We start from the raw sequence: 24,889 nt of genomic DNA on the forward strand, positions 1-24,889 counted from the left end.
GGGCTCGGTCGGCGGCAGGTGGATGGCGGCGGGATCGATGGAAGGCACTGCAGGGCTCATGGGTCGTCCTCTCCGATGGTTCATCTCTTATGTGTCCGGCACGGCCGGATTCGTCTCAGCGATCAAGCGATCGCCGTGCGCCGGGTGAGCTCCGGATGCCGCGGCGGCACCAGCCACGCGACGGCCGTGATCGCGACGGGCAGGCCGATGGCGAGGATGCCGAGCCACAGCCACGGCATGTCTGCGAGCCGGAAGAACTCCGGCGACGACTGCGCCGTGCCCCACACCGGGATGAGGCCGGCGATCGTTCCGACCACCGCGCCGATGCCGACGATGATCGCCGCCTGCCAGGCGTTGATGCCGCGCCGGAGGCGGCGCGGGCCGCCCACGGCGGTGAGCGTCGCGTCGTCCGGCCGTCGCTCGAAACGGGCGAGGCCCAGCACCACGGCGCTCGCGCCGACCACTAGCACCCCCGCGACGGCGACGATCAGCCACAGCCACGGCGCGACGGGGTCCGGACCGCGCTCGCTCGCGAGCCACAGGTACGCGCCCTCGGGGAGCCGCACGGACTGCGCCTCGAGGTTCAGCCGGTCGAGCGTCGCCTGCGGCAGCGGTTCGTCATACGTCGCGACGAGGGAGCTGGGCGTCGACCGGATCCCGAGAGACTCGGCGGTCTCGGGCGAGATCATCACCTGGAAGATCGAGCCGGCGCCGGTGTCGACCGCGCGGCCGGCGATCGCGAGCTCCTCCTCGGGGAGGGGGACGTGGGCGAAGCGCTCGCTCTCGTCGACATTCCAGTCCACAGCCATCAGCGCGTTCGAGAAGTCGTTGCGGCTCGTCTCGGTCCAGCGGGTGAGGACGACTTCCCCGTCCGGGGAGAGATACTCCTCCGAGGTGACGATCGCCGCGCCGTCGCGGTAGGCGGCGAGCACGGATGCCTCGACCCGGTGATCGAGCAGCAGGCTCACGTCCTCCGCGGCGACGATCGACAGCTGGCCGTTCATCGCCATCGTCGGATCCCCGCACGTCTCGCACTGCTCGCTCGGCTGCCCGGCGACCGCCCACACCGGGTGGTCCGGATCGTCAGGCTGGCCGGTCAGCGGGTCGTACGAGGGGGAAGTGGGCGCCAGGACGACGGCCGTCGCCTGCGGCGACGTCGGCTGGAGGATGTCCTCCGCGGCCGCGAGCAGCTCGCCGGTGGACTCGCCGGTCTCGTACACGCCGGCGGTGACGCTGCCGAGCGGCCCGTTGTACCAGTACATCCGCTCGTTCTGCGCGGACGTGAGCGCGGTGGTCGAGATCGCATACGAGGCGATGAAGACGCACGCCGCGATCGCTGCGAACGCGGGCACGACCCGCGACGGATTGGCCGCCGAGTCACGGCTCGCGAGCCGCGGCGCGAGTCCGAGCCGGGCGAGCGGGCGCCCGACGAACACGAGCACCCAGTGCCCGGCGAAGAGGAACCCGATCTGGAACACGATCGGGCCGAGCGCGACCGCGCCGAGGGCGACCGAGCGCGCCGGGACGGTGGCGTCGGTCAGCGGCGTCGCACCGACGATCACGAGCACCAGGGCGCCGATCGCCGTCGCGCCGAGCCCGGCGATCATGAGGCCGAGGCCCCACCACGGACGCTTGCGCCGCAGCACGGCCGGGCGGCGCGAGCCGCGCAGGGCGCCGAGCACGTCGCCGCGCGTCGCGGCGCGCGCCGGAGCGACCGCCGAGAGGGTGCCGACCACCACCGCGAACACGGCGATCGCCGCGATCAGCATCCACGGCACGCGGTAGCCCCAGTTGCCCCAGAAGGAGTTGACGGTTCCGGTGTCGGTCAGCGCCAGCGCGATCCACGCGACGGCGGCTCCGAGGGCGATTCCGACCGCTCCGGCGACCGAGCCCAGCACGGTCCCCTGCATGACGACGACCCGGAAGACGTCGGCGCGTGCGGCGCCCACGCTCGCCGCGACCGCCAGCGACTGCTGCTGACGTCGCGCCGCCACGGCGAACGCGGCCCCGGCCAGAAGCACGACCAGGTATCCGCTGAACACGGCGAGCATGAGACCCGTCGTGATCATCGACAGATCCTGCGACGCGCTCGACATCCACGAGGTCACCCGTGCGCCCGGAGGTGGATCCATCGCGAGGTCGCGCGCGTACGCGACGTATCCGGCGGCGTTGAGCTCGGCGAGCTCCGCCTGGTCGGGCTGCCAGTCCTCGACGAACCAGCGGGTCTGGCCGCTCACGAGGGCGGCGGCGCTCGCCGGGAGGAACAGCTCCTGGCTGTCCGGCATCGCGTCCGCGCGTCGCAGCGTGCCGGTGATGGTGTACGTGCGGTCCTCGTCGATCAGCACCACCTCGTCGCCGATCCCCGCTCCCAGTCGCTCCAGGAGTCCCGGCGAGACCATCGCCTCGTCGCCCGTCGAGGGCGCCGTGCCCTCGACGGCGAGATACCGCCCCGCGAACACGTCGTCCCAGACGTCGCCGGCCGACACGCTCACGTTGCCCACGCCCATCGCGGTCTCGACGTAGGTCCCACCCCACTCGACGATCTCGTGGACAGTGCTGCCCGCCGGGATCTGGCCGGGAGGGCCGTCGGGCCAGGGCTGCTCGGGGTTCACGGCGCGCCCCGCATCGTCGGTCTCGACGCCGTTGTCCCACGGGTTGTCGACGGCCTGCCAGCGGGTCGGGTCCGCCCCGCCGATCGCCTGGATCCACGTTTCGTTGCGTCCGAGCTCGAGGGAGGCCGACTGGTCGGGCGTCGGCACATGGCTCTGCCAGAAGATCGCGCCGCCCGCGAGGCCCGCGACGGGCAGCAGGACCAGCAGCATCACGAGCGCGCTCGACCCCTTCGTACGCCACACCTGGCGCCGAGCGAGGCGAGCACTGGTGCGCAGCCGTCGCCATCCCGCGCCGCGCCGGGGCGCGGCATCCGTCCTCTGGTCCACGGAATCGGATGCCGCGCCCGGCGCTTCGAGGAGACCCGTCACCGTGCGTCCGCCAGCAGCGCGTCCGCACTCGGGCGGCGCGACTCGTCGACGATGCGCCCGTCGCGAAGGAAGACGATGCGGTCGGCCCACGCCGCGTGGCGCGCCTCGTGGGTCACGAGGATCGCGGCGGCTCCGGCATCCACTCGACTGCGGAGCATGCGCAGCACGAGCTCGCCCGTCACGGAGTCCAGCGCGCCGGTGGGCTCGTCGGCCAGGATCAGACGGCGCCCGCCGACCACCGCGCGGGCGATGGCCACGCGCTGCTGCTGACCGCCCGAGAGGTCGTCGGGGTAGGAATCGAGCTTGTCGTCCAGCCCGACCGACTGCAGCGCGTCGCGGCCCGCGCGCCGGGCGACCCGTCGGCGGAAGCCGTCGAGCTCGAGGGGGAGGGTCACGTTCTCGATCGCCGTGAGCGTGGGGATCAGGTTGAAGTCCTGGAACACGAATCCCAGCGATCGGCGCCGAAGCGCCGCGAGCTCCTTCGAGGACTGCGTGCTGAGGTGCTGCCCCTCGATCACGACCTCGCCCGTCGTCGGCGTCGCGAGCCCGCCCGCGATCGACAGGAGCGTGGACTTGCCCGACCCCGACGCGCCCATGACGGCGACGAGCTCCCCCTTGCCGACCTCGAGGTCGACGCCCGACAGTGCCGACACCGCGGTCGGCCCCGTGCCGTACTGCTGCGTCACGCCGACGAGGCGCAGAACGGCGTCGCTCATCGGGCGACCTCCTCGACGGATGCCTCGGACTTGGCCGGGCGCCCCCGGCGGGGCCGCTCCGTGGACAGTTCGAGCGCCATCGCGTGGTCGGGGTGCAGGGCGAGACGCTGCTCGGTGTGGTCCAGCCAGCGCACCTCGGCCTCCGCGGCGAAGATCATGGAGTCCACGACCAGCGACCATGCGAGTTCCTCGGGACCGTCGGGACTCGCGCCCGCGTACTTCGCCCGGTTGAGCGACTGCAGCTGCGCGAGAGACGCGCGACGCTGCGTCTGGATGATCTCGCCCACATCCACTCCCGGAAGGGTCGCGGCGACCGAGAGCTTGATCGCCAGCTCGTCGCGTGTGCCCTGCGATCGCTCGACGGGGGAGGCGAGCCATCGGCGCACCTCGTCGGCTCCGGCATCCGTGATGTCCCAGTAGACGTGGCCCTGCTCGTCCACGTCGCCCTTCGAGACCAGTCCGTCGCGCTCCAGGCGGTCGAGGGTGTTGTAGATCTGCCCGACGTTGAGGGGCCACGTCGAGCCGGTGCGGCGGTCGAACTCCGCGCGCAGCTGATAGCCGTAGCACGGCCCTTGGTCGAGGATCGCCAGCAGGCTCTGCCGAACGGACATGGGGTTCTCCTGTCGCCACCGGTGCATACCGGGTATGTACATGCCGAGTATATGCATACTCGAAAACATTGCAACGGATGCCGCTCCCACACCCAGCGCACACAAAGGTCACGGGCGGATAACATAGGAAGGTATGCCTGGGGCCGTGGCTCCGGGCGGCACCGGCGCCCATGCGCCACACCCGACAGATGGAGACACTCCGTGGCCAACCCCCTCGAGAAACTGCTTCGCGCCGGCGAGGGTCGCATCCTCCGGCGGCTCCAGCAGGTCGTCAAGGCCGTCAACGCCCTCGAAGAGGACTACGCGCACCTCACCGACGAGGAACTCCGCAACGAGACCGCCGAGCTCCGGGCACGCTTCGAAGCCGGTGCGACGCTCGACCAGCTCATGCCCGAGGCGTTCGCCGCCGTGCGCGAAGCCGCCAAGCGCACGCTCGGTCAGCGCGCCTACGACGTCCAGGTCATGGGCGGAGCGGCGCTCCACCTCGGCAACATCGCCGAGATGAAGACCGGTGAGGGAAAGACGCTCACCGGCGCGTTCCCCGTCTACCTCAACGCCATCGCCGGTCAGGGCGTCCACGTCATCACGGTCAACGACTTCCTCGCGTCCTACCAGGCGGAGCTCATGGGCCGCATCTACCGCGCGCTCGGCATGACGACCGGCATCATCGTCGCCGGACAGACGCCCGAGGTGCGTCGCGAGCAGTACAACGCCGACATCACCTACGGCACCAACAACGAGTTCGGCTTCGACTACCTGCGCGACAACATGGCCTGGCGCAAGGAGGACCTCGTGCAGCGGGGCCACTTCTACGCGATCGTCGACGAGGTCGACTCGATCCTCATCGACGAGGCGCGCACGCCGCTCATCATCTCCGGTCCCTCGTCCGGCGAGGCCAACCGCTGGTTCGTCGAGTTCGCGAAGATCGCCAAGACCCTCGAGGTCGGCGTCGACTACGAGGTCGACGAGAAGAAGCGCACGATCGGCGTGCTCGAGCCCGGCATCGAGAAGGTCGAGGACTACCTCGGCATCGACAACCTGTACGAGTCGGCCAACACCCCGCTGATCTCGTTCCTCAACAACTCGATCAAGGCGCTCGCCCTGTTCAAGCGCGACAGCGACTACGTCGTCATGAACGACGAGGTCATGATCGTCGACGAGCACACCGGCCGCATCCTGGTCGGCCGCCGCTACAACGAGGGCATCCACCAGGCCATCGAGGCCAAAGAGGCCGTTCCGGTCAAGGCCGAGAACCAGACGCTCGCCACCGTCACCCTGCAGAACTACTTCCGCCTCTACGAGAAGCTCGCGGGCATGACCGGTACCGCCGAGACCGAGGCCGCCGAGTTCATGTCGACCTACCAGCTCGGCGTCGTTCCGATCCCGACGAATAAGCCGATGATCCGCAAGGACCAGCCCGACCTCGTGTACAAGAACGAGCAGGCGAAGTTCGCGCAGGTCGTCGAAGACATCGCGCAGCGCCACGCCAGCGGTCAGCCCGTGCTCGTCGGCACGGTGAGCGTCGAGAAGAGCGAGTACCTGTCGCGTCTGCTCGCCAAGAAGGGCATCAAGCACGAGGTCCTCAACGCGAAGAACCACGCGCGAGAGGCCGAGATCGTCGCACGCGCAGGCCGCTTCGGCGCCGTCACCGTCGCCACGAACATGGCCGGTCGAGGCACCGACATCATGCTCGGCGGCAACGCCGAGTTCCTCGCCGTGCAGGACATGAAGGCGAAGGGTCTCGACCCGGTCGAGACGCCCGACGAGTACGAGGCGGAGTGGGATGCCGTGTACCAGGGCACCCGCGACACGGTCGCCGAAGAGGCAGGCAAGGTCGTCGACGCCGGCGGTCTCTACGTCCTGGGGACCGAGCGCCACGAATCCCGCCGCATCGACAACCAGCTGCGCGGTCGATCGGGCCGTCAGGGCGACCCCGGTGAGAGCCGGTTCTACCTGTCGCTCACCGACGACCTCATGCGTCTGTTCCAGTCCGGCGCCGCCGAGGCGATCCTCGCCCGCACGAACTTCCCCGACGACGTCGCCATCGAGTCGGGCATGGTCTCGCGTGCGATCAAGTCCGCGCAGAGCCAGGTCGAGGCCCGCAACGCCGAGATCCGCAAGAACGTCCTCAAGTACGACGACGTCCTCAACCGCCAGCGCGAGGCGATCTACTCCGACCGCCGGCACATGCTGCAGGGCGATGACATCGCCGACCGCGTACAGCACTTCATCGAAGACGCCATCAACGCCGTCATCGACGACCACACCGGTGCCGGTCACAACGAGAGCTGGGACTTCGACGCCCTGTGGACCGAGCTGAAGACGCTCTACCCGGTGAGCGTCTCGATCGACGAGGTCGTCGCCGAGGGTGCCGGGCGCAAGGGCGGCATCACGTCGGAGGGTCTCAAGCGCGAGATCCTCTCCGACGCCCGCATCGCGTACGACAAGCGTGAGGAGACCCTCGGCACGCCGGCCACGCGCGAGCTCGAGCGCCGCGTCGTGCTGCAGGTGCTCGATCGTCGCTGGCGCGACCACCTCTACGAGATGGACTACCTCAAGGACGGCATCGGCCTGCGCGCGATGGCCCAGCGCGACCCGCTGATCGAGTACCAGCGCGAGGGCTACCAGATGTTCCAGGCGATGATGGGGCAGATCAAGGAGGAGTCCGTCGGCTACCTCTACAACCTCGAGGTCGAGGTGCGTCGCCAGGGCGAGGGCGAGGCCGAGGTCGAGGCGAAGGGCCTGGGCGCGCAGCCCGTCGAAGGCCAGCGCCTCGAGTACTCCGCCGCGAACGACGCCGGCGAGGTCGAGGTCCGCAACGACCGCGGCCAGGTGCAGCAGGCGGCGACGAACCGCCTCCGCCAGGCCGCCGCGGCCGCATCCGCGCAGCCCGCAGGCGCCCCCGCCCCTGCTCCGGCCGCCGAGCCGCAACGCGGGGCGTTCGGCCAGCGGACGGATGCCGCCGCCGCGCCGCAGCAGGCTCCGCAGAACCGCGCCCAGCGCCGCGCTGCCGATCAGAAGAAGAAGTAGACGCTTTCCCGATCAGGAGATCTGGCCGACCCAGGATGGTTCGTCACGCGAACGTCCTGTGCAGGCCGGATCTCCTGATCTCGTCTCCGGGCTGATCCGGGCCACGCGGCGTCCATTGGCCCCCCTGAGGCCCCGATATCCTGGGCCGATGAGTCCCCTCCGCACTCTCGACCAGTCCAGCAAGCTCAAGGACGTCCTCTACGAGATCCGCGGGCAGGCCCTGGTCGAAGCCGATCGCCTGGAGAACGAGGGGCACACGATCCTCAAGCTCAACACCGGCAATCCCGCGGTGTTCGGCTTCGAGGCACCGTTCCAGATCGTGCGCGACATGATCGAGGCCGTGCCGCACGCGCACGGCTACAGCGACAGCCGCGGCATCATGTCGGCACGTCGGGCCGTCGTGTACCGGTACGAGCAGGACCCGTCCTTCCCGTCGTTCGGCCCCGACGACGTCTATCTCGGCAACGGCGTATCGGAGCTCATCACGATGGTGATGCAGGCGCTGCTCGACGAGGGCGACGAGGTGCTGATCCCGGCACCCGACTATCCGCTGTGGACCGCGATGACGAGCCTCGGCGGTGGCACCCCGGTGCACTACGTGGCCGACGAGCAGAACGGGTGGCAGCCCGATCTCGAGGACATCCGCGCCAAGGTCACGCCGCGCACCAAGGCGATCGTCGTCATCAATCCGAACAACCCGACCGGTGCGGTGTACTCGCGAGAGGTGCTCGAGGGCATCGCCGAGATCGCCCGCGAGAACTCTCTGCTCGTGCTCGCCGACGAGATCTACGACCGCATCCTGTTCGACGACGCCGTGCACATCCCGATGGCGTCGGTCGCTCCCGATCTGCTGGTGCTCACCTTCAACGGGCTGTCCAAGACGTACCGTGTCGCCGGATACCGCTCGGGCTGGCTCGTCATCACGGGTCCGAAGGACCACGCCTCCGGGTTCATCGAGGGGATCACCCTGCTCGCCTCGACACGGCTGTGCCCCAACGTCCCCGCGCAGCACGCGGTGCAGGCGGCGCTGTCGGGGGTGCAATCGATCGATGCCCTCATCGCGCCCACCGGACGACTGCTCGAACAGCGCGACGCCGCATGGGAAGGACTGGAGGCGATCCCCGGCGTCACCTGCGTCCGCCCCCAGGGTGCGCTCTACGCCTTCCCCCGGCTCGATCCCGAGGTGCACGAGATCCGCGACGACGCCAAGCTCGTCTACGACTTCCTCGTCGCGGAGCACGTGCTTCTGGTGCAGGGGACCGGCTTCAACTGGGCGACGCCCGACCATCTGCGCATCGTCACGCTTCCCGAGGCCCGCGTGCTGACCGAGGCGATCGAGCGCCTCGGAAACTTCCTCTCGTCGTACAAGCAGTGAGAGGACGGATGCCGCGGCATCCGTCAACCCCGTCGCGCACCGCCCGCAGCGGCCGTACCGTCGCCCCATGGCTATCGAACTGAACCGGCCCGCCCTGCGTCAGGCGCGCGCACTCGTCCGCGAGGGCAAGGTCGTGCGCGACGAGCCGGGGGACTGGTCGGAGGCAGCGCCCACCGCCGACGAGGAGAACGGCTTCATCGAGAGCGATGGCTGGACCGCATACGCCCACTGGCATCTCGGCGTCGACAAGACGGAGAACCGGGAGACGAAGCAGGCGTGGTCGTTCCCTATCGGCGACTTCCGAAGGGTGCACCGTGCGGGGGTGATCGCCGCGGAGAGTCGTGCCGGGCAGTTCGACCACGACGACGTTCGCGACGCGTGCAAGGCGCTGCTCGACCTGATCGACGCGCAGGAGTGACGACCGACCCGCCGCGAAAGTCGTGACGAGGCCGCCGAATCGCCCGCTAGAGCAGCGCGAGGGATGTCGCGCGCCAGCGCCCGTCCATGCCCTCGAGTCGCAGTGCCACCGCGCGCGTGCGCGCGGGACCCTGGACGATCACGACCGACTCGATGACCCCGTCGGCGGGCGCAGACTCGTGCACCGAGAGGATCACGTGCACCGGGCGACGCGCCGGGACGCCCCGGGCGCTGCGCGCGCGCGCGGCGAGGTTCGACCGCGTCACGAGCTTGCGATAGGGGTCTTCGGTGAGCCAGCGTGCGAGCTGGTCGACCTCGCGCACGCCTGCGAGCACCTCGAGCACACCGCGCGTGATGTTGCGCAGGAACGGCTCGGGCGCGGGCAGCGCGGTGGCGGACGTCCTTTGCGGCGCGAAGAACTCTGAGAGCTCTGCGGGGCTTTCGGGCGCGCGGAAAACGTGGGCAGAGCCCGCGGGCAGCATTGCCATGGGTGCCTAACTCGACAGGGGGGATGTCTTGCGGCAAGTAGAACACACGAGGCGCTCTCCACGGGAATCGGAGTGCCGTCATGTGGATAACTTGTGATCATGTCGGGAGGAGTGCTCTAACCTCGCCGAGTGCGTTGGGACCGCTTCTTCGATGATCTCGAGGGTCAGCTCGCCTCCGAGTGGGAGGCCGAGCGCGCCGCGCTCGATACCGAGGCCGAGCGACTTCGACTGGCCCGGGTGAGCCTGCAGGAGCGTCTCTCGCAGCTCGCCGGCCGCGACGGCGCCGCCCCCGCGCTGTCGTTCGACCTGTCCGACGGCGTGACGCTCCGCGGTGCCGTCACAGGGGTGGGTGCGGACTGCGTGGCGATCCTGCCGGCCGAGGGGCGGCCGGGTGCCGTCGTGGTCCCGTTCGCCGCGATCGCCGGGATCGGGATGCCGCACCACGATCTTCTCCGCAGTGCACGCCCCGCGCCCGCGCGGTCGGCTCTCGCCGAGCGCCTGACCTTCGGGTACGTGCTGCGCGACCTCGTCCGCCGGCGAGCGGGGGTGGCGGTGCATCTGCGCAGCGGTCGCGCGCTCCACGGCACCGTCGATCGGGCCGGCGCCGACCATCTGGACCTCGCCCTGCACGACCCGGGAGCCCCGCGCCGTGCGGATGCGGTGACCGGCCATCGCATCGTGCCGTTCGCGTCCGTGTCGTGGGTGCACGTCGATGGCACCGCGCCGCTGCTCTGACGCGGGCAGCCGGGTCAGTCGGGTCAGTCGGAGTGCCGCACCGGGCCGGAGCCCCACAGCTCGGGGAAGCTCGCGTTCTGCGCCTGCTGCCACAGTGCGGTGCGGCGAGCGACCTCGGCCTGGTCGTCGAGGTAGGCGGCCACACTCGCCTCCTCCACACGCCAGCGCGCGGGCGACCCCACACGCATGCCGGTCAGCTGCCCCTCCATGACGAGCGCCATCACCTCGTCGACCGACACGCCGAGCACCTCGCTCACCTGAGCGGGAGCGAGCAGGCGCACGTCCGATGTCGGGATCTCGGGCATGCCCCCATTATGGACCCGCTCCGAAGAGGGAGGATCGGCACCGCAACCGCTGTGGATAACGAAAATCGCCGACGGCCCGGCTCGGCCACGATGGGGGCATGACCGTCGCAGAGCCTGTTCGAACCCGTCGCCGCGCCTTCTGGGGGGACGCGCGCTTCCTCCTCGGAGTCCTCCTGATCGTGGCATCCGTCGCCGGGGTGTGGTTCGTGGTGGCGGCCGCGCGACAGACAGTTCCCGCCTACGCCGCAGCCCGCACGATCGTGCCGGGCGAAGAGGTCGCGTCCGACGATCTGCGGCAGGTCGATGTCGCGCTGGGGCATCTGGGCGGCGTCTACCTGTCCCCCGGCGCCCTGAACGAGGGCATGGTCGCCACGCGCACGATCGAGGCGGGCGAGCTCGTTCCCGCCGATGCCCTCGGCGCGGCGGAACGCGCGCGCACGACCAACGTCGTGGTGCAGAGCGCGGTCGACGTTCCGGCATCCGTCGACGAGGGCAGCGCGGTCGAGATCTGGGCCGCCCCGCTCGTCGAGCCCGGGGAGTACGACGCGCCCCGGATCCTCGTGGCCGACGCGACGGTGGTGTCGGTGACGCGCGACGACACGCTCATGGGCGGCGGGGCCGCGTCGCTCGAGCTGGTCATCCCGAGAGCGGATGTCGCAGCCACCCTGGCTGCGCTCGCCGACGACTCGGCGCTGTCGATCGTGCCCACCATCGGGGGTGGGTCATGACGCTGCTCGTCGCGGTCGACGACGGGGGGATGCTCGCCGAGGCGCTTCGCAGGGAGGGCCACCAGGTCGTGGCGACGTCGGAGGTGGCGTCGTTGGCCGCCGCGGCCGACGATCTGCTCCTCGGGCCCGATGCCGCGACGCTGCTGCGCGCCGTCGCAGACGCCGACGCCGTCGTGCTCGAGATCCGTCGCGACACGCTGACCGCTGCCGTCGTCGCGGCCTGCGACCGGGCCGCGACGCGCATCATCCCGCTGTGTGCCGATGCCCCGTCGATCCGCCTCGCGGAGGCCTTCGGGCTCGAGCAGCCACTGCCGCTGCCCGTCGAGGCGTGGCGGCTGTCCGAGGTGCTGGGGGCGGCACCCGCGCGGCCCGCCTCCGCGCCGGCACCGCACGGACCGCGCGTCATCGTGGTGTGGGGTCCCGCGGGCGCGCCCGGGCGATCGACCATCGCGGTCGAGCTCGCGGTCGAGCTCGCCCGCGGCGGCCGCCACGTCGGGCTGGTGGATGCCGATTCCCACGCCCCCTCGATCGCGCTCGCCCTGGGTCTGGCCGACGAGGGTCCGGGATTCGCGGCGGCATGCCGCCAGGCCGAACGGGGCGGGCTCGACGCGCGGGAACTCTCGCGGGTGAGCGTTCCCCTCGGCGGATCCGGCGTCGACGTGCTGACGGGGCTCAATCGTCCGTCGCGTTGGCCCGAGCTCTCCGAGACACGGGTCGAGCGCGCGCTCTCGGTGTGCCGCGAGTGGGCGGACTTCACCGTGGTCGACGTCGCGGCCCCGCTCGAGCGCGACGAGGAGATCGTGAGCGACCTCGACGGACCGCGACGAAACGCCGCGACCCTCGCGGCACTGCGCGGCGCCGATCTCGTCGTGGCCGTCGCCGGCGCGGACCCGGTGGGCGTCGCCCGCTTCCTGCGTGCTCATTCCGACCTGCGCGCGGCCGTCGGGGCGACGCCGGTCGCGGTGCTCGCCAACCGGCTTCGCCCCGGCGCCCTCGGCGTCGACGCCCGTGGTCAGGTGCGCCGGACCCTCGACCGCTTCGGCGGCATCGGCGACGTGTGGTTCCTCCCGCTCGACGCGCGGGCGGCGGATGCTGCGCTCCTCGCCGCGCGCCCGATCGCCGAGATCGCACCCAAGTCTCCCGTCACGCTCGCGCTGCGGCGGTTCGTGGGCGAGGCCATCGTCACGGCACCCGCGGCGGACGCGTCGCGCCGGGTCTCCCGGCGGTCTGCGCGCGCCGAGCGTGTCTCGGGCGGCGTCTAGGCTGAGAGTCGTGTCGACCCTCAGCGATCTCGTGTACGCCCAGGGCCGTTCCAGCGCGGAGGACGTGGAGTGGCTCCACCGTCTCGCGGGTGACGGCCAGCTGCTCGCCGACCTGGCCTTCGCCGACATCGTGCTGTGGGTCCCGACATCCGACGATTCCTTCGTCGCCGTCGCCCACACGCGTCCGAGCGGCGCGGCCACGCTCTTCTACCGTGACATCGTCGGCGACCGGGTGCGCCCGCAGTGGCGCACGCAGGTGCGCGACGCGTTCCAGACCGGACGGATCGTCGACTCGGCATCGCCCGACTGGTTCGAAGAGACGCCGACCCGCGTGCGGGCCGTCCCCGTGGTCCGCTCGCGGGGGAGCGAGCCCGCGCTGACGATCGGCGTGGTGACCCGGCACACGAACCTCGGCGAGGCGCGGACGCCCTCCCGCCAGCAGATCACGTTCAACGACTGCGCCGATGAGCTGTTCGGCATGGTGGCGACGGGCGACTTCCCCGACATGTCCGCGCCGACGTCGCCTCGGCGCGGCGCACCCCGTGCATCCGACGGGCTCGTGCGGCTCGACGTCGACGGCGTCACGACGTTCGCGAGCCCCAATGCGCTGTCGGCCTTCAACCGGCTGGGGTTCGACGACGAGCTCGAGGGCGAGTCGCTGGTGGAGGTCGTGACGCAGATCCTCCCCGAGAAGCGCCAGTTCGACGAGTCGCTCCCGGTCGTGGTGACCGGTCGTGCACCGTGGCGGGCCGACGTCGAGGCGCGCGGCGTCACCGTGTCGCTGCGCACGATTCCGCTCCGCGATCACGGCAAGCGCATCGGCGCGATCGTCCTGTGCCGCGACGTCACCGAGATCCGGCACCAGGAGCAGGAGCTCATCACCAAGGACGCCACGATCCGCGAGATCCACCATCGCGTGAAGAACAACCTGCAGACGGTGGCGTCGCTTCTGCGCATCCAGGCTCGCCGCTCGCACAGCGAGGAGGCGCGGGAGGCCCTCACGCAGGCGATGCGGCGTGTGTCGGCGATCGCGGTCGTGCACGACACCCTCTCGGAGGGGCTCGCGCAGAACGTCGACTTCGACGAGGTCTTCGCGCGCGTCCTGAAGCTCGTGGCCGAGGTCGCCTCTGCGCCGAACACGCGTGCGCGCACTCACTCCACCGGACGCTTCGGCACGCTGCCGAGCGAGTACGCGACGCCGCTGTCGCTGGCGCTGACCGAGCTGGTGACCAACGCGGTCGAGCACGGCCTCGCCGGTCAGGAGGGCGATGTCGAGATCATCGCCGAGCGCACCGACGAGCACCTCGAGGTGCGCGTGCGCGACACGGGGTCGGGGCTTCCCGAAGGTCAGGTCGGCCGCGGGCTCGGCACCCAGATCGTGCGCACGCTCATCCAGGGTGAACTCGGAGGCACGATCGACTGGCACACGATCATGGGAAGCGGCACCGAGGTCACGATCGAGATCCCGCTCCGCTACATCGAGCGCGGCAGGGGCTGATCAGCTCACGAAGCGCGGCGGGCGCGTGCGGCGCGGCGCTTGAGGGCGCGGCGCTCGTCTTCGGAGAGACCTCCCCATACGCCCGAGTCCTGACCGGTCTCGAGGGCGTACTGCAGGCAGATCTCGGTGACGGTGCACCGGGCGCAGACGGACTTCGCCTTCTCGATCTGATCGACGGCCGGTCCGGTGTTCCCGACAGGGAAGAACAGCTCGGGGTCGACGGTCAGGCAGGCGGCTTTGTCGCGCCAGTCCATGGTGGTGCTCCTTGATGCGGGGGATTTTTTTGACGAAGATGGCGCCGGATTCGGGTCCGGTACCCTGTGGAGTGCGAGGATTGCTCGCCCCACGTCGCTGTGGGAGCACACTGCTTCATCAATCGTCCCATAGCGGTTTACCCAGATCAAGGATGCGCGACAGGAATCTGTGCATTTTGCTGAGTATTCCCTCTGCGACATAGAGGGTTCGCACAACCCCGAGCCGTTCGACCCGAAAGATCACCAGCAATGCGAACAAACCGGATCGGACGCGTCGCGGCCGTCCTCGTCGGACTCGAGGGAGCCGGCCTGGTCGCGCTCGCCGTGTGGCAGATCTTCGCGATCGTCGCCGGCGACACCGCGTCGATCGACAGCGCACTCGCCCTCATCGTGCTCACCGCGGTGGGCGCTGCGGCGGTGATCGCGTTCGCGATCGCGATCTGGCGGGGCCGCTCGTGGGGGCGCTCCGGTGCGATCGTGACGCAGCTGCTGATCCTGGCGGTCGCGCTCGGCGCGGCGACGGGAGCCTACGCCGAGCCTGAGGTCGCGCTGGCGATCGCCGCACCCGCGGTCGTCACTCTGGTGCTGCTCGTCCTCGCCGTGCGCGAGGCCGGGCGGGAGTCGCGGGACGAGGCATCCGTCTGATCGCACGCGCCCGACCCGACGCATGCGTGCCGGGTTCTAGGCGGCGTCCAGTCCCACGAGCTTGCGCACGCGGGCCACGTGACCCGTGGCGCGGACGTTGTACAGCGCCTGCTCGATGCGACCCTCGGGATCGATGACGAACGTCGAGCGGATGACGCCCATGAACGTCTTGCCGTAGTTCACCTTCTCGCCCCACACCCCGTACGCGTCGTGCACGGCGTGGTCGGGATCGCTCAGCAGGTCGTAGGTGAGTCCGTCGCGCTCGCGGAAGCGCTGCAGCTTCTCGGGCTCGTCGCGGGAGATGCCCAGCACCGTGTAGCCGGCGGCCTGGAGCGGCGCGAGACTGTCGCGGAAGTCGCACGCCTCTTTCGTGCAGCCCGGCGTCATCGCCTCCGGATAGAAGAAGAGGATGACCCGGCCACCACGCAGGGCCGACAGCGAGACGGTGCGGCCGTCCTGGTCGACGAGGGTGAAGTCGGGTGCGGGGGAGCCGGTCTCGAGGCGCGTGGTCACCCCACCAGCCTAGGCTCCGTCGCGACCGGCGGTGTCGCGCGAGCCGCTGGCGGCGTCGCGCTTGGCGAACGTCTCGAGCAGGCGCTGGAGCGAGTCCAGACGGGCCGCGCCGCCCGGCCCGAGGCGCCCCTCCGCGACGGCTTCGACGATCGCGCAGTCGGGAGCATCCGGCAGGTGCGTGCAGCCCCGCGGGCACTCCTCGGCGATCTCGGCGAGGTCGGTGAACGCGCGCAGGATGTTCGCCGTATCCACGTGCCCGAGCCCGAACGACCGCACCCCGGGGGTGTCGATCACCCAGCCGTTGCCGTCGGTGCCGACGTAGCGCAGCGACACCGTCGAACTCGACGTGTGGCGGCCGCGGCCGGTGACCACGTTGACGTGGCCCGTCGCGCGCCGGGCTTCGGGTACGAGGGCGTTGACGAGGGTCGACTTGCCGACGCCGGAATGGCCGACGAACACCGTCGAGTGCCCCACCAGCGACGCGCCGATCCGTTCGAGCGGCATCTCGTCCTGCCCGCTCGTGAACACCTCGAGATCGAGGCCCTCGAAGTGCGCGAGGAACGCCGTCGGGTCGGCGAGGTCGGTCTTCGTCACGACGAGGAGAGGCCGGATGCCGGCATCCAGCGCCGCCACGAGGTAGCGGTCGACGAGCCGGGCGCGGGGCTCGGGGTCGGCGGCGGCCACGACGACGAGCATCTGGTCGGCGTTCGCGACGATGACCCGCTCGACCTGATCGGTGTCGTCGGCGCTGCGCCGCAGGAGCGAGGTGCGCTCCTCGATCCCGATGATCCGTGACAGGGTGCCTTCGTCGCCGGAGGTGTCGCCGACGACACGGGCGCGGTCGCCGGTGACGATCGCCGTCTTGCGCAGCTCGCGCGCTCGGACCGCCAGGATCGTGCGCTCGTCGTCGAGATCCTCGTCCACGAGCACCGTGTAGCGGCCCCGGTCCACGCCCAGCACGCGGGCGATCTGAGCGTCGGCGTGCGCGGGCCGGCGTTTCGTGCGGGGGCGGTTCGCCTTCGGGTTGGGGCGGACGCGCACGTCCGCCTCGTCGAACTCGGGTTCGTCGTCCTCGTCGAGATCGTCGAGCCAGCTCACGATGCCCGCATCGTCTCCGTCGCGTGGGCGGCGGGGTCGCCGCCGTCCTCGAGCATCGCCTGCCACAGCTCGGGGAATTGGGGCATCGTCTTCGCGGTCGTGCCGATGTCGTCGATCTCGACCCCCGGGACGGCGAGCCCGATGAGGGCACCGGTCGTGGCCATGCGGTGGTCGTGGTGGGCGCGCCAGGTGCCCCCGTGGAGCGGGCGGGGCACGATGCGGATGCCGTCGGGCAGCTCGTCCGCCTCGCCGCCGAGGCTGCGCAGTTCGCCGACGAGCGCCGCGATGCGGTCGGTCTCGTGCCCGCGGATGTGGCCGATGCCGTGCAGCGTCGACGGGGCGTCGGCGAACGCGGCCAACGCGAAGATCGTCGGGGTCAGCTCGCCTGCCGCGGACAGGTCGAGGTCGATTCCCTGGATGCCGCTGCCCGCCGTGACGGTGAGCGCGCCGCCACGCCGCTGAACGCGGGCGCCCATGAGCGCGAGGATCTCGGTGAGCATCGCGCCGGGCTGCGTGGAGTGGGCGGGCCAGCCGGTGACCGACACGGAGCCGCCGACGAGCATCGCGGCGGCGAGGAACGGCGCGGCGTTGGACAGGTCGGGCTCGATCGCGACGTCCTTGCCGCGCACGGCGCCGGCCGGCACGATCCACTCGCCCTGGGCGGGACGTTCGACGTGGACGCCGCGGTGGGCGAGCGCCTCGACCGTCATGTCGATGTGAGGGATGCTCGGCAGTCGCTCGCCGGCGTGGTGCAGGTGCAGGCCGACGTCGAAGCGGGGAGCGGCCAGCAGCAGGCCCGACACGAACTGGCTCGAGGCGCTCGCGTCGATCGTGACCTCGCCACCGCGCGTGTGCCCGTGTCCGCGGATGATGAAGGGCAGTGCCCAGTGCCCCCCGTCGTCGATGTCGACGCCCACGTCGCGCAGCGCGGTGATCATCGCGCCCATCGGGCGGTGGAGCGCGCTCTCGTGGGCGGTCAGCGTGACGTCGCCCCTCGCGAATCCGCCGAGTCCCGCCACGAACCGCATCACGGTTCCGGCCTGACCGCAGTCGACGACGCTGTCGCCGCGGAGCGGCCACACGGGGGTGACGATGATGTCGTCGCCGAAGCGACCGGCGCCCGGCTCGAGCTCGATGCCCACGCCCAGAGAGCGCAGCGCCTCGACCATGCGAGCGGAATCGTCGGAGTGAAGGGGCGAGATGAGCCGGCTCGGCGCGTCGGCCAGCGCGGCGAGGATCAGCTCGCGGTTGGTCAGCGACTTCGAGCCCGGGACGGTCACGGTGGCGTGGAGCGGGCCGTCGGCGACGGGAGCGCGCCAGGGTCCGCGCCCGTCCGGCGCGCTGCTCGGGGAATAGCCGCTGCCTGTCATCGGGTTCTACCCTACTGAACCCCGCACCCACGGGCCGGGATCGATGACAGAAGTGGAGCCGGATGATCGCCACCCTCGATCGCCTCGATATCGAGGCGACGCCATGGGACCTCTCGGGCAGCCGGGAGGCGCCCGCCGTAGACTTGCGCGTGATGAGCGACCCGATCGACCAGGTGCCGGACGCACGCGCGCAGTTCGAAGAGCAGGCGCTGCCCTTCATGGACCAGCTGTATGCCGCGGCCATGCGCATGACACGCAACCCCGCCGACGCGGCCGACCTCGTGCAGGAGACCTTCGTGAAGGCCTTCGCCTCGTGGAAGACGTTCACGCAGGGGACGAACCTCAAGGCGTGGCTCTACCGCATCCTGACGAACACCTACATCAACATCTACCGCAAGAAGCAGCGGGAGCCGTACCAGGGCACCATCGACGAGCTCGAGGATTGGCAGCTCGGCGGCGCCGAGTCGACGACCGCGACCAGCGCGCGGTCGGCCGAGGCCGAGGCGATCGACCATATGCCCGCGTCGGTCGTCAAGGACGCGCTGCAGTCCATTCCGGAGGACTTCCGGTTGGCGGTGTACCTCGCCGACGTCGAGGGCTTCGCCTACCAGGAGATCGCCGACATCATGAAAACCCCGATCGGCACGGTCATGAGCCGTCTGCACCGTGGCAGGCGCATGCTTCGTGAACTGCTGGCCGACTACGCGAAAGAGCGCGGCATCGCCACCGCCGCCACGAGGAGCACGACATGACCGACTGCGGCTGTGAGAAGGCCCGGCGCGACCTGGAGGAGTACCTCCGCAACGAAGTGTGCAAGACCCAGCACACCGATATCGCCGAGCATCTGGAGCACTGCGACGGATGCCGCGACGAGGCGCTGGTCTCGCGCACCCTGACCGAAGTGGTCGCACGCGCGTGCAAGGAGACCGCCCCTGAAGAGCTGCGTGACCAGGTGCTCGCCAAGCTCCGCGCGGTCCAGGCCACGCACTGACCCCGGACCCCCGGGGCGGTCAGTCGAGTCCGAGCGCAGGCGCGGAGCGCACGATGTCGCGCCGACTTGCCATCCCGAGCTTGGCGAGTACCGCCGAGACGTGGTGATCGGCGGTCTTCGGTGAGATGTAGAGCTCGGCAGCCAGCTCTGCGTTCGTGAGCCCGCGCGCGACGAGGCGGGCGACATCGAGTTGCCGATTGGTGAGGCCCGACGGGTTCGCGGCTGTTCCGGCGCGGGGTCGAGACGGCAGTGAACGGATGCCGCGGGCGGTGAGGTTCGCGCGGGCGCGTGCCGCGGTCGCCGGGACGTCGAGCGCGTCCAGTGCCGCCAGTCCGGCCGCCGCGGTCGCCTCGTCCGAGGAGTGCAGTGCCGCGAGCGCGGCATCGTACGGGACGCCGAGATCGCGCCATCCTTTCGCCGACTTCGCGTGCTGCCCGTCGAGCTCGAGCCGATAGGGCTCGGGCAGGTCCGGGGAACCGATCCCGTTCCGGCCGAGGCGCGCGAGCCAGACCCGCAGGTCGCCCGCAGCCCACTGGGTTCCGGGAATCTTCCATGCCATGGCGAGCTCGCGTTCGGCGTCATCGAGGCGGGCGTCCGGCCGGCCGCGATGCCACGCGAGCTCGGCCGTTGCACTGCGCACCGCAAGCGAGACCAGCGCCTCATCCAGCTCGATCGACAGCGCCCACGCTGCGGCGAGGTGTGCGTCGACCTCGTCGGCGCCACCGCGCCGCATGCCGAGCTGCGCCGAAACGATGTGGGGCCACGCCGCCGCGAGCGGCGCCCCGCGGTCGTCGAGTACAGCCGCCGCGTCCTCTGCTGATGCCGCCCACCGGCCGCGGAGGAGATGGAGCCGAGACCGCATGCCGGTCTGCCATTGCCGGCATACCGGGATGTCGCGGTCGATCGTGAGCGGGATCGACTCGGCCAGCACCGCCTCGGCGTCGCTCAGCCGGCGGTGCTCGATATCGAGCGCCGAAAGGTTCGAATAGGCGGTGGTGCCTATCTCGTCGAGCGAGCGCCGGAGAGCGGAGTTCGCGTGCCGCACGAGCTCTTCCCGGGCCGCCGTGCGCCCATCGACGAGGTCGGACGCCGCTTCGGTGATCGATAGGCGCAGGGAGGCGGCATCCGTCGTGGGCGCAGCGCGCTGGGCGGCCGCGATGCCGCGCGCCGTCTCGAGATCGTGTCGCCGGTAGGCGAGGTAGGCGCGGGTCGCCTGGGCGGACGCCTGCGCATCGGGCCCCGCGCCGCTCGAGGCCGCTGCATCGGCGTGACGCTCGGCTTCGCGGCGCCGGGCCGAGTAGTACTCCACGACCGCGCGACGATCATGGGCCGTGCTGATGCCGTCGCCGTCGTTGAGGTGCTCGCGGATCCGTAGAGCGGCGTCGATGGACGAGAGGGATGCCTGCAGCCGGCTCACCATGTACTGCTCGGTGCTGAGCTGCTCGAGCAGGCCGGCGCGTTCGGCCGTATCGGAGTCGAGCTGTGCGAGGGCCAGCGTGAGGAAGGCCACAGCCTCCGTGTGGGAACCGGTGCGCGTGGCGTCCTCAGCCGCAAGCGCCGCGTATCGGAGCGTTCGCTCGGGGTCGCCCGCCGCCGCCGCGTGGTGCGTGAGCACGGCGTCATCGGCGGTGCCGACTCGCTCCCACGCGTCGAGCACCCGGCGATGGAGGAGGGGTGCGGCACCGAGCCCGCTGCTCTCGACGATCGCCAGGCGCGCCAGCTCGTGGCGGAACGCGATGCCGCCGCGGGAGCGGACGAGCAGACCGGTCGCCTCGAGCCGGCGAAGGGTGGGCACGTCGATGTCCATGTAGGGCAGCAGACGATCGTCGAAGGCATCCGGTGCTGTCGCGATCAGCTGCAGCGCCTCCAGTTCGTCGGACGTGAGGCCGGTCGTGCTCGAGATGACGGCATCCCGCACGGTGCGAGGCAGTCCCTCTCCGCGGTGCCGGGCGATCTCGGCGACGAAGAACGGATTTCCCCCGGTGAGCGCGAGGACGCGCTCCGGGTCGGCCTTGTGCTCACCGAGCACCTGGCGCACCGCATCGGCCGACAGCGGCGGGAGGGAGAGGCGGACGGCGGAATCCATCCGCGCCGAATCGCCGAGGAGCGCGAGAAGGTCGTGGCCGAGGGGGACTTCCCGATGCGCGATCACGAGCGCCACGGGCAGAGATTCGATGCGACGGAGCAGGAATCGCAGCACCTCGACCGATGCGGCATCGATCCACTGCGCATCGTCGATCACCAGGACCGTGGGGACCGCGGCGACGTCAGCCGTGAAGCGGGCCTCCACGCCGAGAAGGCTCTCTGCCGCGGTGGTGTCCCCGAGCATCTGCTGCACGTCGCGGATGGGGCCGAGGGGTCGCGGAGTGGTCAGCGGATCGCAGCCCGCGCGCAGCACGCGCATCCCGGCGGGGAGGTCCGCGAGCGCCGCACCGATGAGGCTCGTCTTGCCGGCGCCCGCGTCGCCGGCCACGGTGACGACGGCGCCCGACCAGGACCCGTCGGTCGCGCGGATGCGACGGACGGCCTCTGCGAGCTCGTCCAATTGCGACGCGCGCTCGAACAGCCCCATGGCGCCATCGTAGGCTCCAGGGGGCTGTTCGAGCGGACTCGATGTCACCGAGGTCGCGGACCGCCGAGCGCCGCTTCGGCGTAGGCGCCGATGCGCATGGCCTCGATCGCGCGGTCGACGAGCCTTCGGCGGGCCATCTCGTCGTGGGTGATCGCGGGGCGGTGGTGTGCGCGGTCGGCGAGTGCCGCGGTGCCGGCGGCCACGAACCGCCGTACCGTCGACCACGCCGCGCGCGCCGTCGCACCGTGTTCGACGAGCGATGCGGGCGTGGCGAAGACCACAGCGGGCATGGCGCTCATGCCGCCGCCTCGTCGGCCGTCCGAGGGCCGAACTCGGCGACGACCTCGGCGACGAGGTCTGCCGGGAAGCCGCCGCGGCGGGCGTGCTCTCGGACGGTCTCGGCGTCGGATGTGCGGTGGACGCAGTAGAACTTGTCGCCCGCGACGTAGGTGGTGACCCACTCGTAAGGTACGCCGAGCGAGTCCACCGCGCGGTTGGACGTCCGTGCGATCTCGGCGAGGTCGGCGAGGCTCATCTGCGACGCTCCCGCGATCTCGCGCTCGATGATGAAGGTGTGCATGGGATCTCCGATCCTGGAGGGATCCGGACTTTCCGGATGCCTCCATCGTCGAGATCCGCCGCCGGCGTGACATCGGGAGCAGCTCCCCATGTTCCGTCGGAAGCCTCCCCAGACTCCGTCAGGCAGCGGGCGCGAACACGCGCAGCGCGCGAGGCGCGACGTCGACGGTGAGCGGCAGTGCCCCGATCGGATCGCCGTCGGCGTAGCCGGTCACTCCGGGCGACGCGAGCCGCACCGATCTCACGCGGTGCATCACGACCTCGGGCACCGTCCCGTGCGTGCCGCGATAGACGCGAGGCAGCAGGCGGAGCAGGCGTGCTCGTCCGGCAGGGCGCACCAGCACGAGGTCGAGCAGGCCGTCGGCCGGGTCGGCGGCGGGACAGATCGGGATGCCGCCGCCGTAGGTGCGTCCGTTTCCGACGGTCGCCATCACGAGGTCGCCCACGACGCGCTCGCGCGCGCCGTCGGCGGTTTCGAACTCGACCTCGTACGGCATGCCGACGAGGGTGAGGAACTCGAGCAGGATCGCGATGTTGTAGCGGGAGCCGCCGCGGGGCCAGCGCATGGCGTTGGCCCGGTCGTTCACCTTCGAGTCGAAGCCGCTCGCCAGCACCGTCCCGAAGAACTCCGTCGAGCCGTCTTCGCGGGTCACTCGCGCGAGGTCCACGTCGCGGGTCGCGCCCGCGGCGATCGTGTCGGCGGCGGCGACGGCATCCAGTTCCTTCAGACCGAAGGTCGCGGCGAAGTCGTTGCCGGTCCCTGCGGGGATGATCCCGAGCGGGATGCCGGTGCCCGCGACCTCCTGGATCGCGAGGCGCACCGTGCCGTCGCCGCCCGCGACCGCGACAGCGTCGACACCGGCGTCGATCGCCGTGCGCAGCAGCGCAGAGGACTCCTCGGCGCTGCCGCCGCTCACCAGGGCGGTGCGCACGCCGTGCTCCCGCAGGCGTTCGGCCGCCTGGGTCGCCGCACCCGTGTGCGCTCCCGCGCGGGCGGCGGGGTTGACGAGCAGCGCGACGTTCACGAGCGGCGGCCGTCGTGCGCGTCGGATGCCTCGCTGTGCGCGACGAGGACGCCGGGGTTCATGATCCCGTGCGGGTCGAGCACTCCCTTCACGGCGCGGAGGACCTCGACCCCGAGCGCGCCGATCTCCGCTTCGAGATAGGGTCGGTGGTCGCGCCCGACGGCGTGGTGGTGCGTGATGGTGCCGCCGGCGCCTCCGATCGCGCGGGAGGCGGCATCCTTCGCACCGGCCCATTGCGCCTGCGGGTCGTCGGTCAGCGCGGCGACGACGGTGAAGTACAGCGACGCGCCGGCCGGGTAGACGTGCGAGATGTGGCACAGGACGATCGGCTTCGCGCCGGTCGAGGTCAACGCCGTCGACAGCGCGTCGGTCACCGCCGTCTTCAGGCCGGCCAGCGCCGACCAGGTCGTCGCGGTCTCGAGGGTCTCGGCGAGCACGCCGGCGTCCATGAGCGTGTCGCGCAGCGCGGGTGACGCGAACCGCCCTCGCTCCCACGACGTCGCCGGGTCCTCACCGCGGGCCTTCGCACCGTAGCGGGCGAACACGGTGGCGAGGTCCTCTCGTGTGCGCTCGGCCTCGGCGGCCTCTGCACCCTCGAAGGTGGCGATGGCGAGGCATCCGCTCAGTCGGGTGAGGTGACCGCCCATCGCGGCGTTGACGCGCGTCTCGGTCTCGTCGCTGAGGCGCAGCACCGTGGGACGGATGCCGCGCTGCGTCGCCTCGCGGAACGCCGCCGCGCCCGATGCGAAGTCGGGGAAGGTCCACGCGGCGTACGCGGTGGCGGCGGGGCGAGGACGGATGCGCACGGTGACTTCGGTGAGCACGCCGAAGGCGCCCTCCGAGCCGATGAGCAGCTGGCGCAGGTCGGGACCGGCGGCGCTCGCCGGGGCGCGGCCGAGGGAGAGCTCGCCCGCGGGGGTCGCGACGCGCAGCGCGTGGACGAGGTCGTCGAAGCGTCCGTACCCGCGTGACGCCTGGCCGCTCGAGCGCGTCGCGGCGTACCCGCCGAGCGAGGCGTGCAGGAAGCTCTGCGGGAAGTGGCCGAGCGTGTAGCCGTGCGCCCCGAGGAGCTCCTCCGCCTGCGGTCCGGTGGTGCCGGCGCCGAAGGTCGCCAGGAGCGACGTCTCGTCGAGATCGAGGAGAGCGGCGGTGCGCTCGAGGTCGAGGGCGATGACGGCGCGCTGCGCTCCGGTCTCGGGGTCGACCCCGCCGACGACGGACGTGCCGCCGCCGAAGGGCACGACGGCGATCCGACGCTCCGCGCACACGGCGATGACCGCCGCGACCTCGTCGTGGTCGGCGGGGGAGACGACGGCATCCGGTGCCGTCTGCGGGTCGTCGAGCCGGCGCCGCAGCAGGTCGGGCGTGCTCTTGCCGCCGAGGTGGAGCATGCGCACCGCGTCCGCGGTGGTCGCGTGGCCGACACCGACGAGTGCGCCGAGGGCTGCAAGGTCGGCGTCATCCAGTCGCGACGGCGTGAGCACGGGCGTGCCGCGCCGTGCGACAGGGTGGGCCTTGCCGGGGAGGAGCGTCGCGATGAGCGCCTTCGCGCCGGCGGGGAGACGTGCCGGCTCGGTGCCCCAGGCATCCCAGTCGGAGCGAGGGCGGGGCGCGGGCACCGCGAGCGGGCGAGGAGGGATGCCGGAGGGCGCCGTCGCGGTCATGGCGACAGTATGACACATTATGTATGGTTGTC

Annotated in this window: 24 protein-coding genes; 10 read left to right on the plus strand and 14 right to left on the minus strand. The window is 71.2% G+C overall.

What is annotated here, in order from left to right; genetic code table 11:
- Positions 1-122: 122 nt before the first annotated feature.
- The 3 genes from OL358_RS10510 to OL358_RS10520 are packed head-to-tail and all read right to left on the minus strand — an operon-like array spanning position 123 to position 4,308.
- Positions 123-2,981 carry an ABC transporter permease gene (locus OL358_RS10510; RefSeq protein ID WP_264709919.1) on the minus strand — a complete coding sequence of 953 codons (2,859 nt, stop codon included), beginning with the start codon at positions 2,979-2,981 and terminating at the stop codon, positions 123-125.
- On the minus strand, positions 2,978-3,697 hold the full coding sequence (locus OL358_RS10515) for an ABC transporter ATP-binding protein (protein WP_264709920.1): 720 nt from the start codon (positions 3,695-3,697) through the stop codon (positions 2,978-2,980). The genes OL358_RS10510 and OL358_RS10515 overlap by 4 nt, the downstream gene beginning before the upstream one ends.
- Complete coding sequence (locus tag OL358_RS10520; RefSeq protein ID WP_264709921.1) at positions 3,694-4,308, minus strand: PadR family transcriptional regulator; 615 nt, start codon at positions 4,306-4,308, stop codon at positions 3,694-3,696. The genes OL358_RS10515 and OL358_RS10520 overlap by 4 nt, the downstream gene beginning before the upstream one ends.
- A gap of 201 nt (positions 4,309-4,509) precedes the next feature.
- Between OL358_RS10520 and secA the strand changes: the two genes are divergently transcribed.
- The 3 genes from secA to OL358_RS10535 all read left to right on the plus strand — a co-directional run bounded on the left by secA (position 4,510) and on the right by OL358_RS10535 (position 9,131).
- Positions 4,510-7,338, plus strand: a complete 2,829-nt coding sequence (gene secA / locus OL358_RS10525) for a preprotein translocase subunit SecA (RefSeq protein WP_264709922.1) — start codon at positions 4,510-4,512, stop codon at positions 7,336-7,338.
- Positions 7,339-7,486: 148 nt separating this feature from the next.
- On the plus strand, positions 7,487-8,713 hold the full coding sequence (locus OL358_RS10530) for a pyridoxal phosphate-dependent aminotransferase (RefSeq protein WP_264709923.1): 1,227 nt from the start codon (positions 7,487-7,489) through the stop codon (positions 8,711-8,713).
- A gap of 67 nt (positions 8,714-8,780) precedes the next feature.
- Positions 8,781-9,131 (plus strand): hypothetical protein, encoded by a 351-nt coding sequence (locus OL358_RS10535; protein WP_264709924.1) that lies wholly within the window; start codon positions 8,781-8,783, stop codon positions 9,129-9,131.
- Between the two features lie 46 nt (positions 9,132-9,177).
- Here the strand turns inward: OL358_RS10535 and OL358_RS10540 are convergent, their stop codons facing one another.
- Positions 9,178-9,612, minus strand: a complete 435-nt coding sequence (locus OL358_RS10540) for an Rv3235 family protein (protein ID WP_413631507.1) — start codon at positions 9,610-9,612, stop codon at positions 9,178-9,180.
- Positions 9,613-9,747: 135 nt separating this feature from the next.
- Here OL358_RS10540 and OL358_RS10545 point away from each other — a divergent pair, with 135 nt between their 5' ends.
- The gene (locus OL358_RS10545; RefSeq protein ID WP_264709926.1) at positions 9,748-10,353 is read left to right on the plus strand and encodes a hypothetical protein; all 606 of its coding nucleotides are present in this window, start codon (positions 9,748-9,750) and stop codon (positions 10,351-10,353) included.
- Between the two features lie 23 nt (positions 10,354-10,376).
- On the opposite strand, the gene OL358_RS10550 is transcribed toward OL358_RS10545, so the two are convergent.
- Positions 10,377-10,658 carry a helix-turn-helix domain-containing protein gene (locus OL358_RS10550; RefSeq protein WP_264709927.1) on the minus strand — a complete coding sequence of 94 codons (282 nt, stop codon included), beginning with the start codon at positions 10,656-10,658 and terminating at the stop codon, positions 10,377-10,379.
- Positions 10,659-10,756: 98 nt separating this feature from the next.
- Here OL358_RS10550 and OL358_RS10555 point away from each other — a divergent pair, with 98 nt between their 5' ends.
- From OL358_RS10555 to OL358_RS10565, 3 genes are read left to right on the plus strand one after another with little or no spacing between them, the layout of a single operon-like run.
- Positions 10,757-11,386: an SAF domain-containing protein gene (locus OL358_RS10555; RefSeq protein ID WP_264709928.1), complete on the plus strand. Its 630-nt coding sequence runs from the start codon at positions 10,757-10,759 to the stop codon at positions 11,384-11,386.
- A complete protein-coding gene (locus OL358_RS10560; RefSeq protein WP_264709929.1) occupies positions 11,383-12,648 on the plus strand; it encodes an AAA family ATPase in 1,266 nt (421 codons plus the stop codon). The genes OL358_RS10555 and OL358_RS10560 overlap by 4 nt, the downstream gene beginning before the upstream one ends.
- A gap of 10 nt (positions 12,649-12,658) precedes the next feature.
- Positions 12,659-14,146, plus strand: a complete 1,488-nt coding sequence (locus tag OL358_RS10565; protein WP_264709930.1) for a sensor histidine kinase — start codon at positions 12,659-12,661, stop codon at positions 14,144-14,146.
- A gap of 5 nt (positions 14,147-14,151) precedes the next feature.
- Here OL358_RS10565 and OL358_RS10570 read toward each other — a convergent pair whose 3' ends face one another.
- Positions 14,152-14,400 (minus strand): WhiB family transcriptional regulator, encoded by a 249-nt coding sequence (locus OL358_RS10570; RefSeq protein WP_018171995.1) that lies wholly within the window; start codon positions 14,398-14,400, stop codon positions 14,152-14,154.
- Positions 14,401-14,649: 249 nt separating this feature from the next.
- Here OL358_RS10570 and OL358_RS10575 point away from each other — a divergent pair, with 249 nt between their 5' ends.
- On the plus strand, positions 14,650-15,045 hold the full coding sequence (locus tag OL358_RS10575; RefSeq protein ID WP_264709931.1) for a histidine kinase: 396 nt from the start codon (positions 14,650-14,652) through the stop codon (positions 15,043-15,045).
- Positions 15,046-15,081: 36 nt separating this feature from the next.
- Here OL358_RS10575 and bcp read toward each other — a convergent pair whose 3' ends face one another.
- The 3 genes from bcp to aroA are packed head-to-tail and all read right to left on the minus strand — an operon-like array spanning position 15,082 to position 18,026.
- A complete protein-coding gene (bcp, locus tag OL358_RS10580) occupies positions 15,082-15,558 on the minus strand; it encodes a thioredoxin-dependent thiol peroxidase (RefSeq protein ID WP_264709932.1) in 477 nt (158 codons plus the stop codon).
- A gap of 9 nt (positions 15,559-15,567) precedes the next feature.
- Positions 15,568-16,656, minus strand: coding sequence for a ribosome small subunit-dependent GTPase A (rsgA, locus tag OL358_RS10585; RefSeq protein WP_264709933.1), 1,089 nt, complete (start codon positions 16,654-16,656; stop codon positions 15,568-15,570).
- The gene (aroA, locus tag OL358_RS10590; RefSeq protein ID WP_264709934.1) at positions 16,653-18,026 is read right to left on the minus strand and encodes a 3-phosphoshikimate 1-carboxyvinyltransferase; all 1,374 of its coding nucleotides are present in this window, start codon (positions 18,024-18,026) and stop codon (positions 16,653-16,655) included. Before aroA ends, rsgA begins: the two co-directional genes overlap by 4 nt.
- Positions 18,027-18,088: 62 nt before the next feature.
- Here aroA and OL358_RS10595 point away from each other — a divergent pair, with 62 nt between their 5' ends.
- Both OL358_RS10595 and OL358_RS10600 read left to right on the plus strand, forming a co-directional pair.
- The gene (locus OL358_RS10595; protein ID WP_413631413.1) at positions 18,089-18,778 is read left to right on the plus strand and encodes a sigma-70 family RNA polymerase sigma factor; all 690 of its coding nucleotides are present in this window, start codon (positions 18,089-18,091) and stop codon (positions 18,776-18,778) included.
- Positions 18,775-19,017 (plus strand): alpha-ketoglutarate decarboxylase, encoded by a 243-nt coding sequence (locus OL358_RS10600; protein WP_264709936.1) that lies wholly within the window; start codon positions 18,775-18,777, stop codon positions 19,015-19,017. The genes OL358_RS10595 and OL358_RS10600 overlap by 4 nt, the downstream gene beginning before the upstream one ends.
- 19 nt (positions 19,018-19,036) lie before the next feature.
- On the opposite strand, the gene OL358_RS10605 is transcribed toward OL358_RS10600, so the two are convergent.
- The 5 genes from OL358_RS10605 to OL358_RS10625 all read right to left on the minus strand — a co-directional run bounded on the left by OL358_RS10605 (position 19,037) and on the right by OL358_RS10625 (position 24,857).
- A complete protein-coding gene (locus OL358_RS10605; protein WP_264709937.1) occupies positions 19,037-21,589 on the minus strand; it encodes an ATP-binding protein in 2,553 nt (850 codons plus the stop codon).
- A 44-nt stretch (positions 21,590-21,633) separates the two neighbouring features.
- Positions 21,634-21,888, minus strand: coding sequence for a hypothetical protein (locus OL358_RS10610; protein WP_264709938.1), 255 nt, complete (start codon positions 21,886-21,888; stop codon positions 21,634-21,636).
- Positions 21,885-22,169 carry a DUF4242 domain-containing protein gene (locus OL358_RS10615; RefSeq protein ID WP_264709939.1) on the minus strand — a complete coding sequence of 95 codons (285 nt, stop codon included), beginning with the start codon at positions 22,167-22,169 and terminating at the stop codon, positions 21,885-21,887. The genes OL358_RS10610 and OL358_RS10615 overlap by 4 nt, the downstream gene beginning before the upstream one ends.
- Positions 22,170-22,287: 118 nt before the next feature.
- Complete coding sequence (locus OL358_RS10620; protein WP_264709940.1) at positions 22,288-23,193, minus strand: diacylglycerol kinase; 906 nt, start codon at positions 23,191-23,193, stop codon at positions 22,288-22,290.
- Entirely contained in the window at positions 23,190-24,857 is a 1,668-nt protein-coding gene (locus OL358_RS10625; protein WP_264709941.1) for an FAD-binding oxidoreductase, read from the minus strand. Before OL358_RS10625 ends, OL358_RS10620 begins: the two co-directional genes overlap by 4 nt.
- Positions 24,858-24,889: the final 32 nt, after the last annotated feature.

Origin of the sequence: Microbacterium sp. SSM24 (assembly GCF_025989145.1) — a bacterium.
Lineage (GTDB): Bacteria > Actinomycetota > Actinomycetes > Actinomycetales > Microbacteriaceae > Microbacterium.

What these genes read in the sequence shown, in the direction of transcription:
- OL358_RS10515 (WP_264709920.1), bottom strand. Translation starts at nt 3,697, where the DNA reads ATGAGCGACGCCGTTCTGCGCCTCGTCGGCGTGACGCAGCAGTACGGC.
- OL358_RS10555 (WP_264709928.1), top strand. Translation starts at nt 10,757, where the DNA reads ATGACCGTCGCAGAGCCTGTTCGAACCCGTCGCCGCGCCTTCTGGGGG.
- OL358_RS10540 (WP_413631507.1), bottom strand. Translation starts at nt 9,612, where the DNA reads ATGCTGCCCGCGGGCTCTGCCCACGTTTTCCGCGCGCCCGAAAGCCCC.
- OL358_RS10560 (WP_264709929.1), top strand. Translation starts at nt 11,383, where the DNA reads ATGACGCTGCTCGTCGCGGTCGACGACGGGGGGATGCTCGCCGAGGCG.
- OL358_RS10575 (WP_264709931.1), top strand. Translation starts at nt 14,650, where the DNA reads ATGCGAACAAACCGGATCGGACGCGTCGCGGCCGTCCTCGTCGGACTC.
- OL358_RS10625 (WP_264709941.1), bottom strand. Translation starts at nt 24,857, where the DNA reads ATGACCGCGACGGCGCCCTCCGGCATCCCTCCTCGCCCGCTCGCGGTG.
- OL358_RS10595 (WP_413631413.1), top strand. Translation starts at nt 18,089, where the DNA reads ATGATCGCCACCCTCGATCGCCTCGATATCGAGGCGACGCCATGGGAC.
- OL358_RS10570 (WP_018171995.1), bottom strand. Translation starts at nt 14,400, where the DNA reads ATGGACTGGCGCGACAAAGCCGCCTGCCTGACCGTCGACCCCGAGCTG.
- OL358_RS10530 (WP_264709923.1), top strand. Translation starts at nt 7,487, where the DNA reads ATGAGTCCCCTCCGCACTCTCGACCAGTCCAGCAAGCTCAAGGACGTC.
- OL358_RS10535 (WP_264709924.1), top strand. Translation starts at nt 8,781, where the DNA reads ATGGCTATCGAACTGAACCGGCCCGCCCTGCGTCAGGCGCGCGCACTC.
- OL358_RS10550 (WP_264709927.1), bottom strand. Translation starts at nt 10,658, where the DNA reads ATGCCCGAGATCCCGACATCGGACGTGCGCCTGCTCGCTCCCGCTCAG.
- OL358_RS10605 (WP_264709937.1), bottom strand. Translation starts at nt 21,589, where the DNA reads ATGGGGCTGTTCGAGCGCGCGTCGCAATTGGACGAGCTCGCAGAGGCC.
- OL358_RS10615 (WP_264709939.1), bottom strand. Translation starts at nt 22,169, where the DNA reads ATGCACACCTTCATCATCGAGCGCGAGATCGCGGGAGCGTCGCAGATG.
- OL358_RS10610 (WP_264709938.1), bottom strand. Translation starts at nt 21,888, where the DNA reads ATGAGCGCCATGCCCGCTGTGGTCTTCGCCACGCCCGCATCGCTCGTC.
- OL358_RS10600 (WP_264709936.1), top strand. Translation starts at nt 18,775, where the DNA reads ATGACCGACTGCGGCTGTGAGAAGGCCCGGCGCGACCTGGAGGAGTAC.
- OL358_RS10520 (WP_264709921.1), bottom strand. Translation starts at nt 4,308, where the DNA reads ATGTCCGTTCGGCAGAGCCTGCTGGCGATCCTCGACCAAGGGCCGTGC.
- aroA (WP_264709934.1), bottom strand. Translation starts at nt 18,026, where the DNA reads ATGACAGGCAGCGGCTATTCCCCGAGCAGCGCGCCGGACGGGCGCGGA.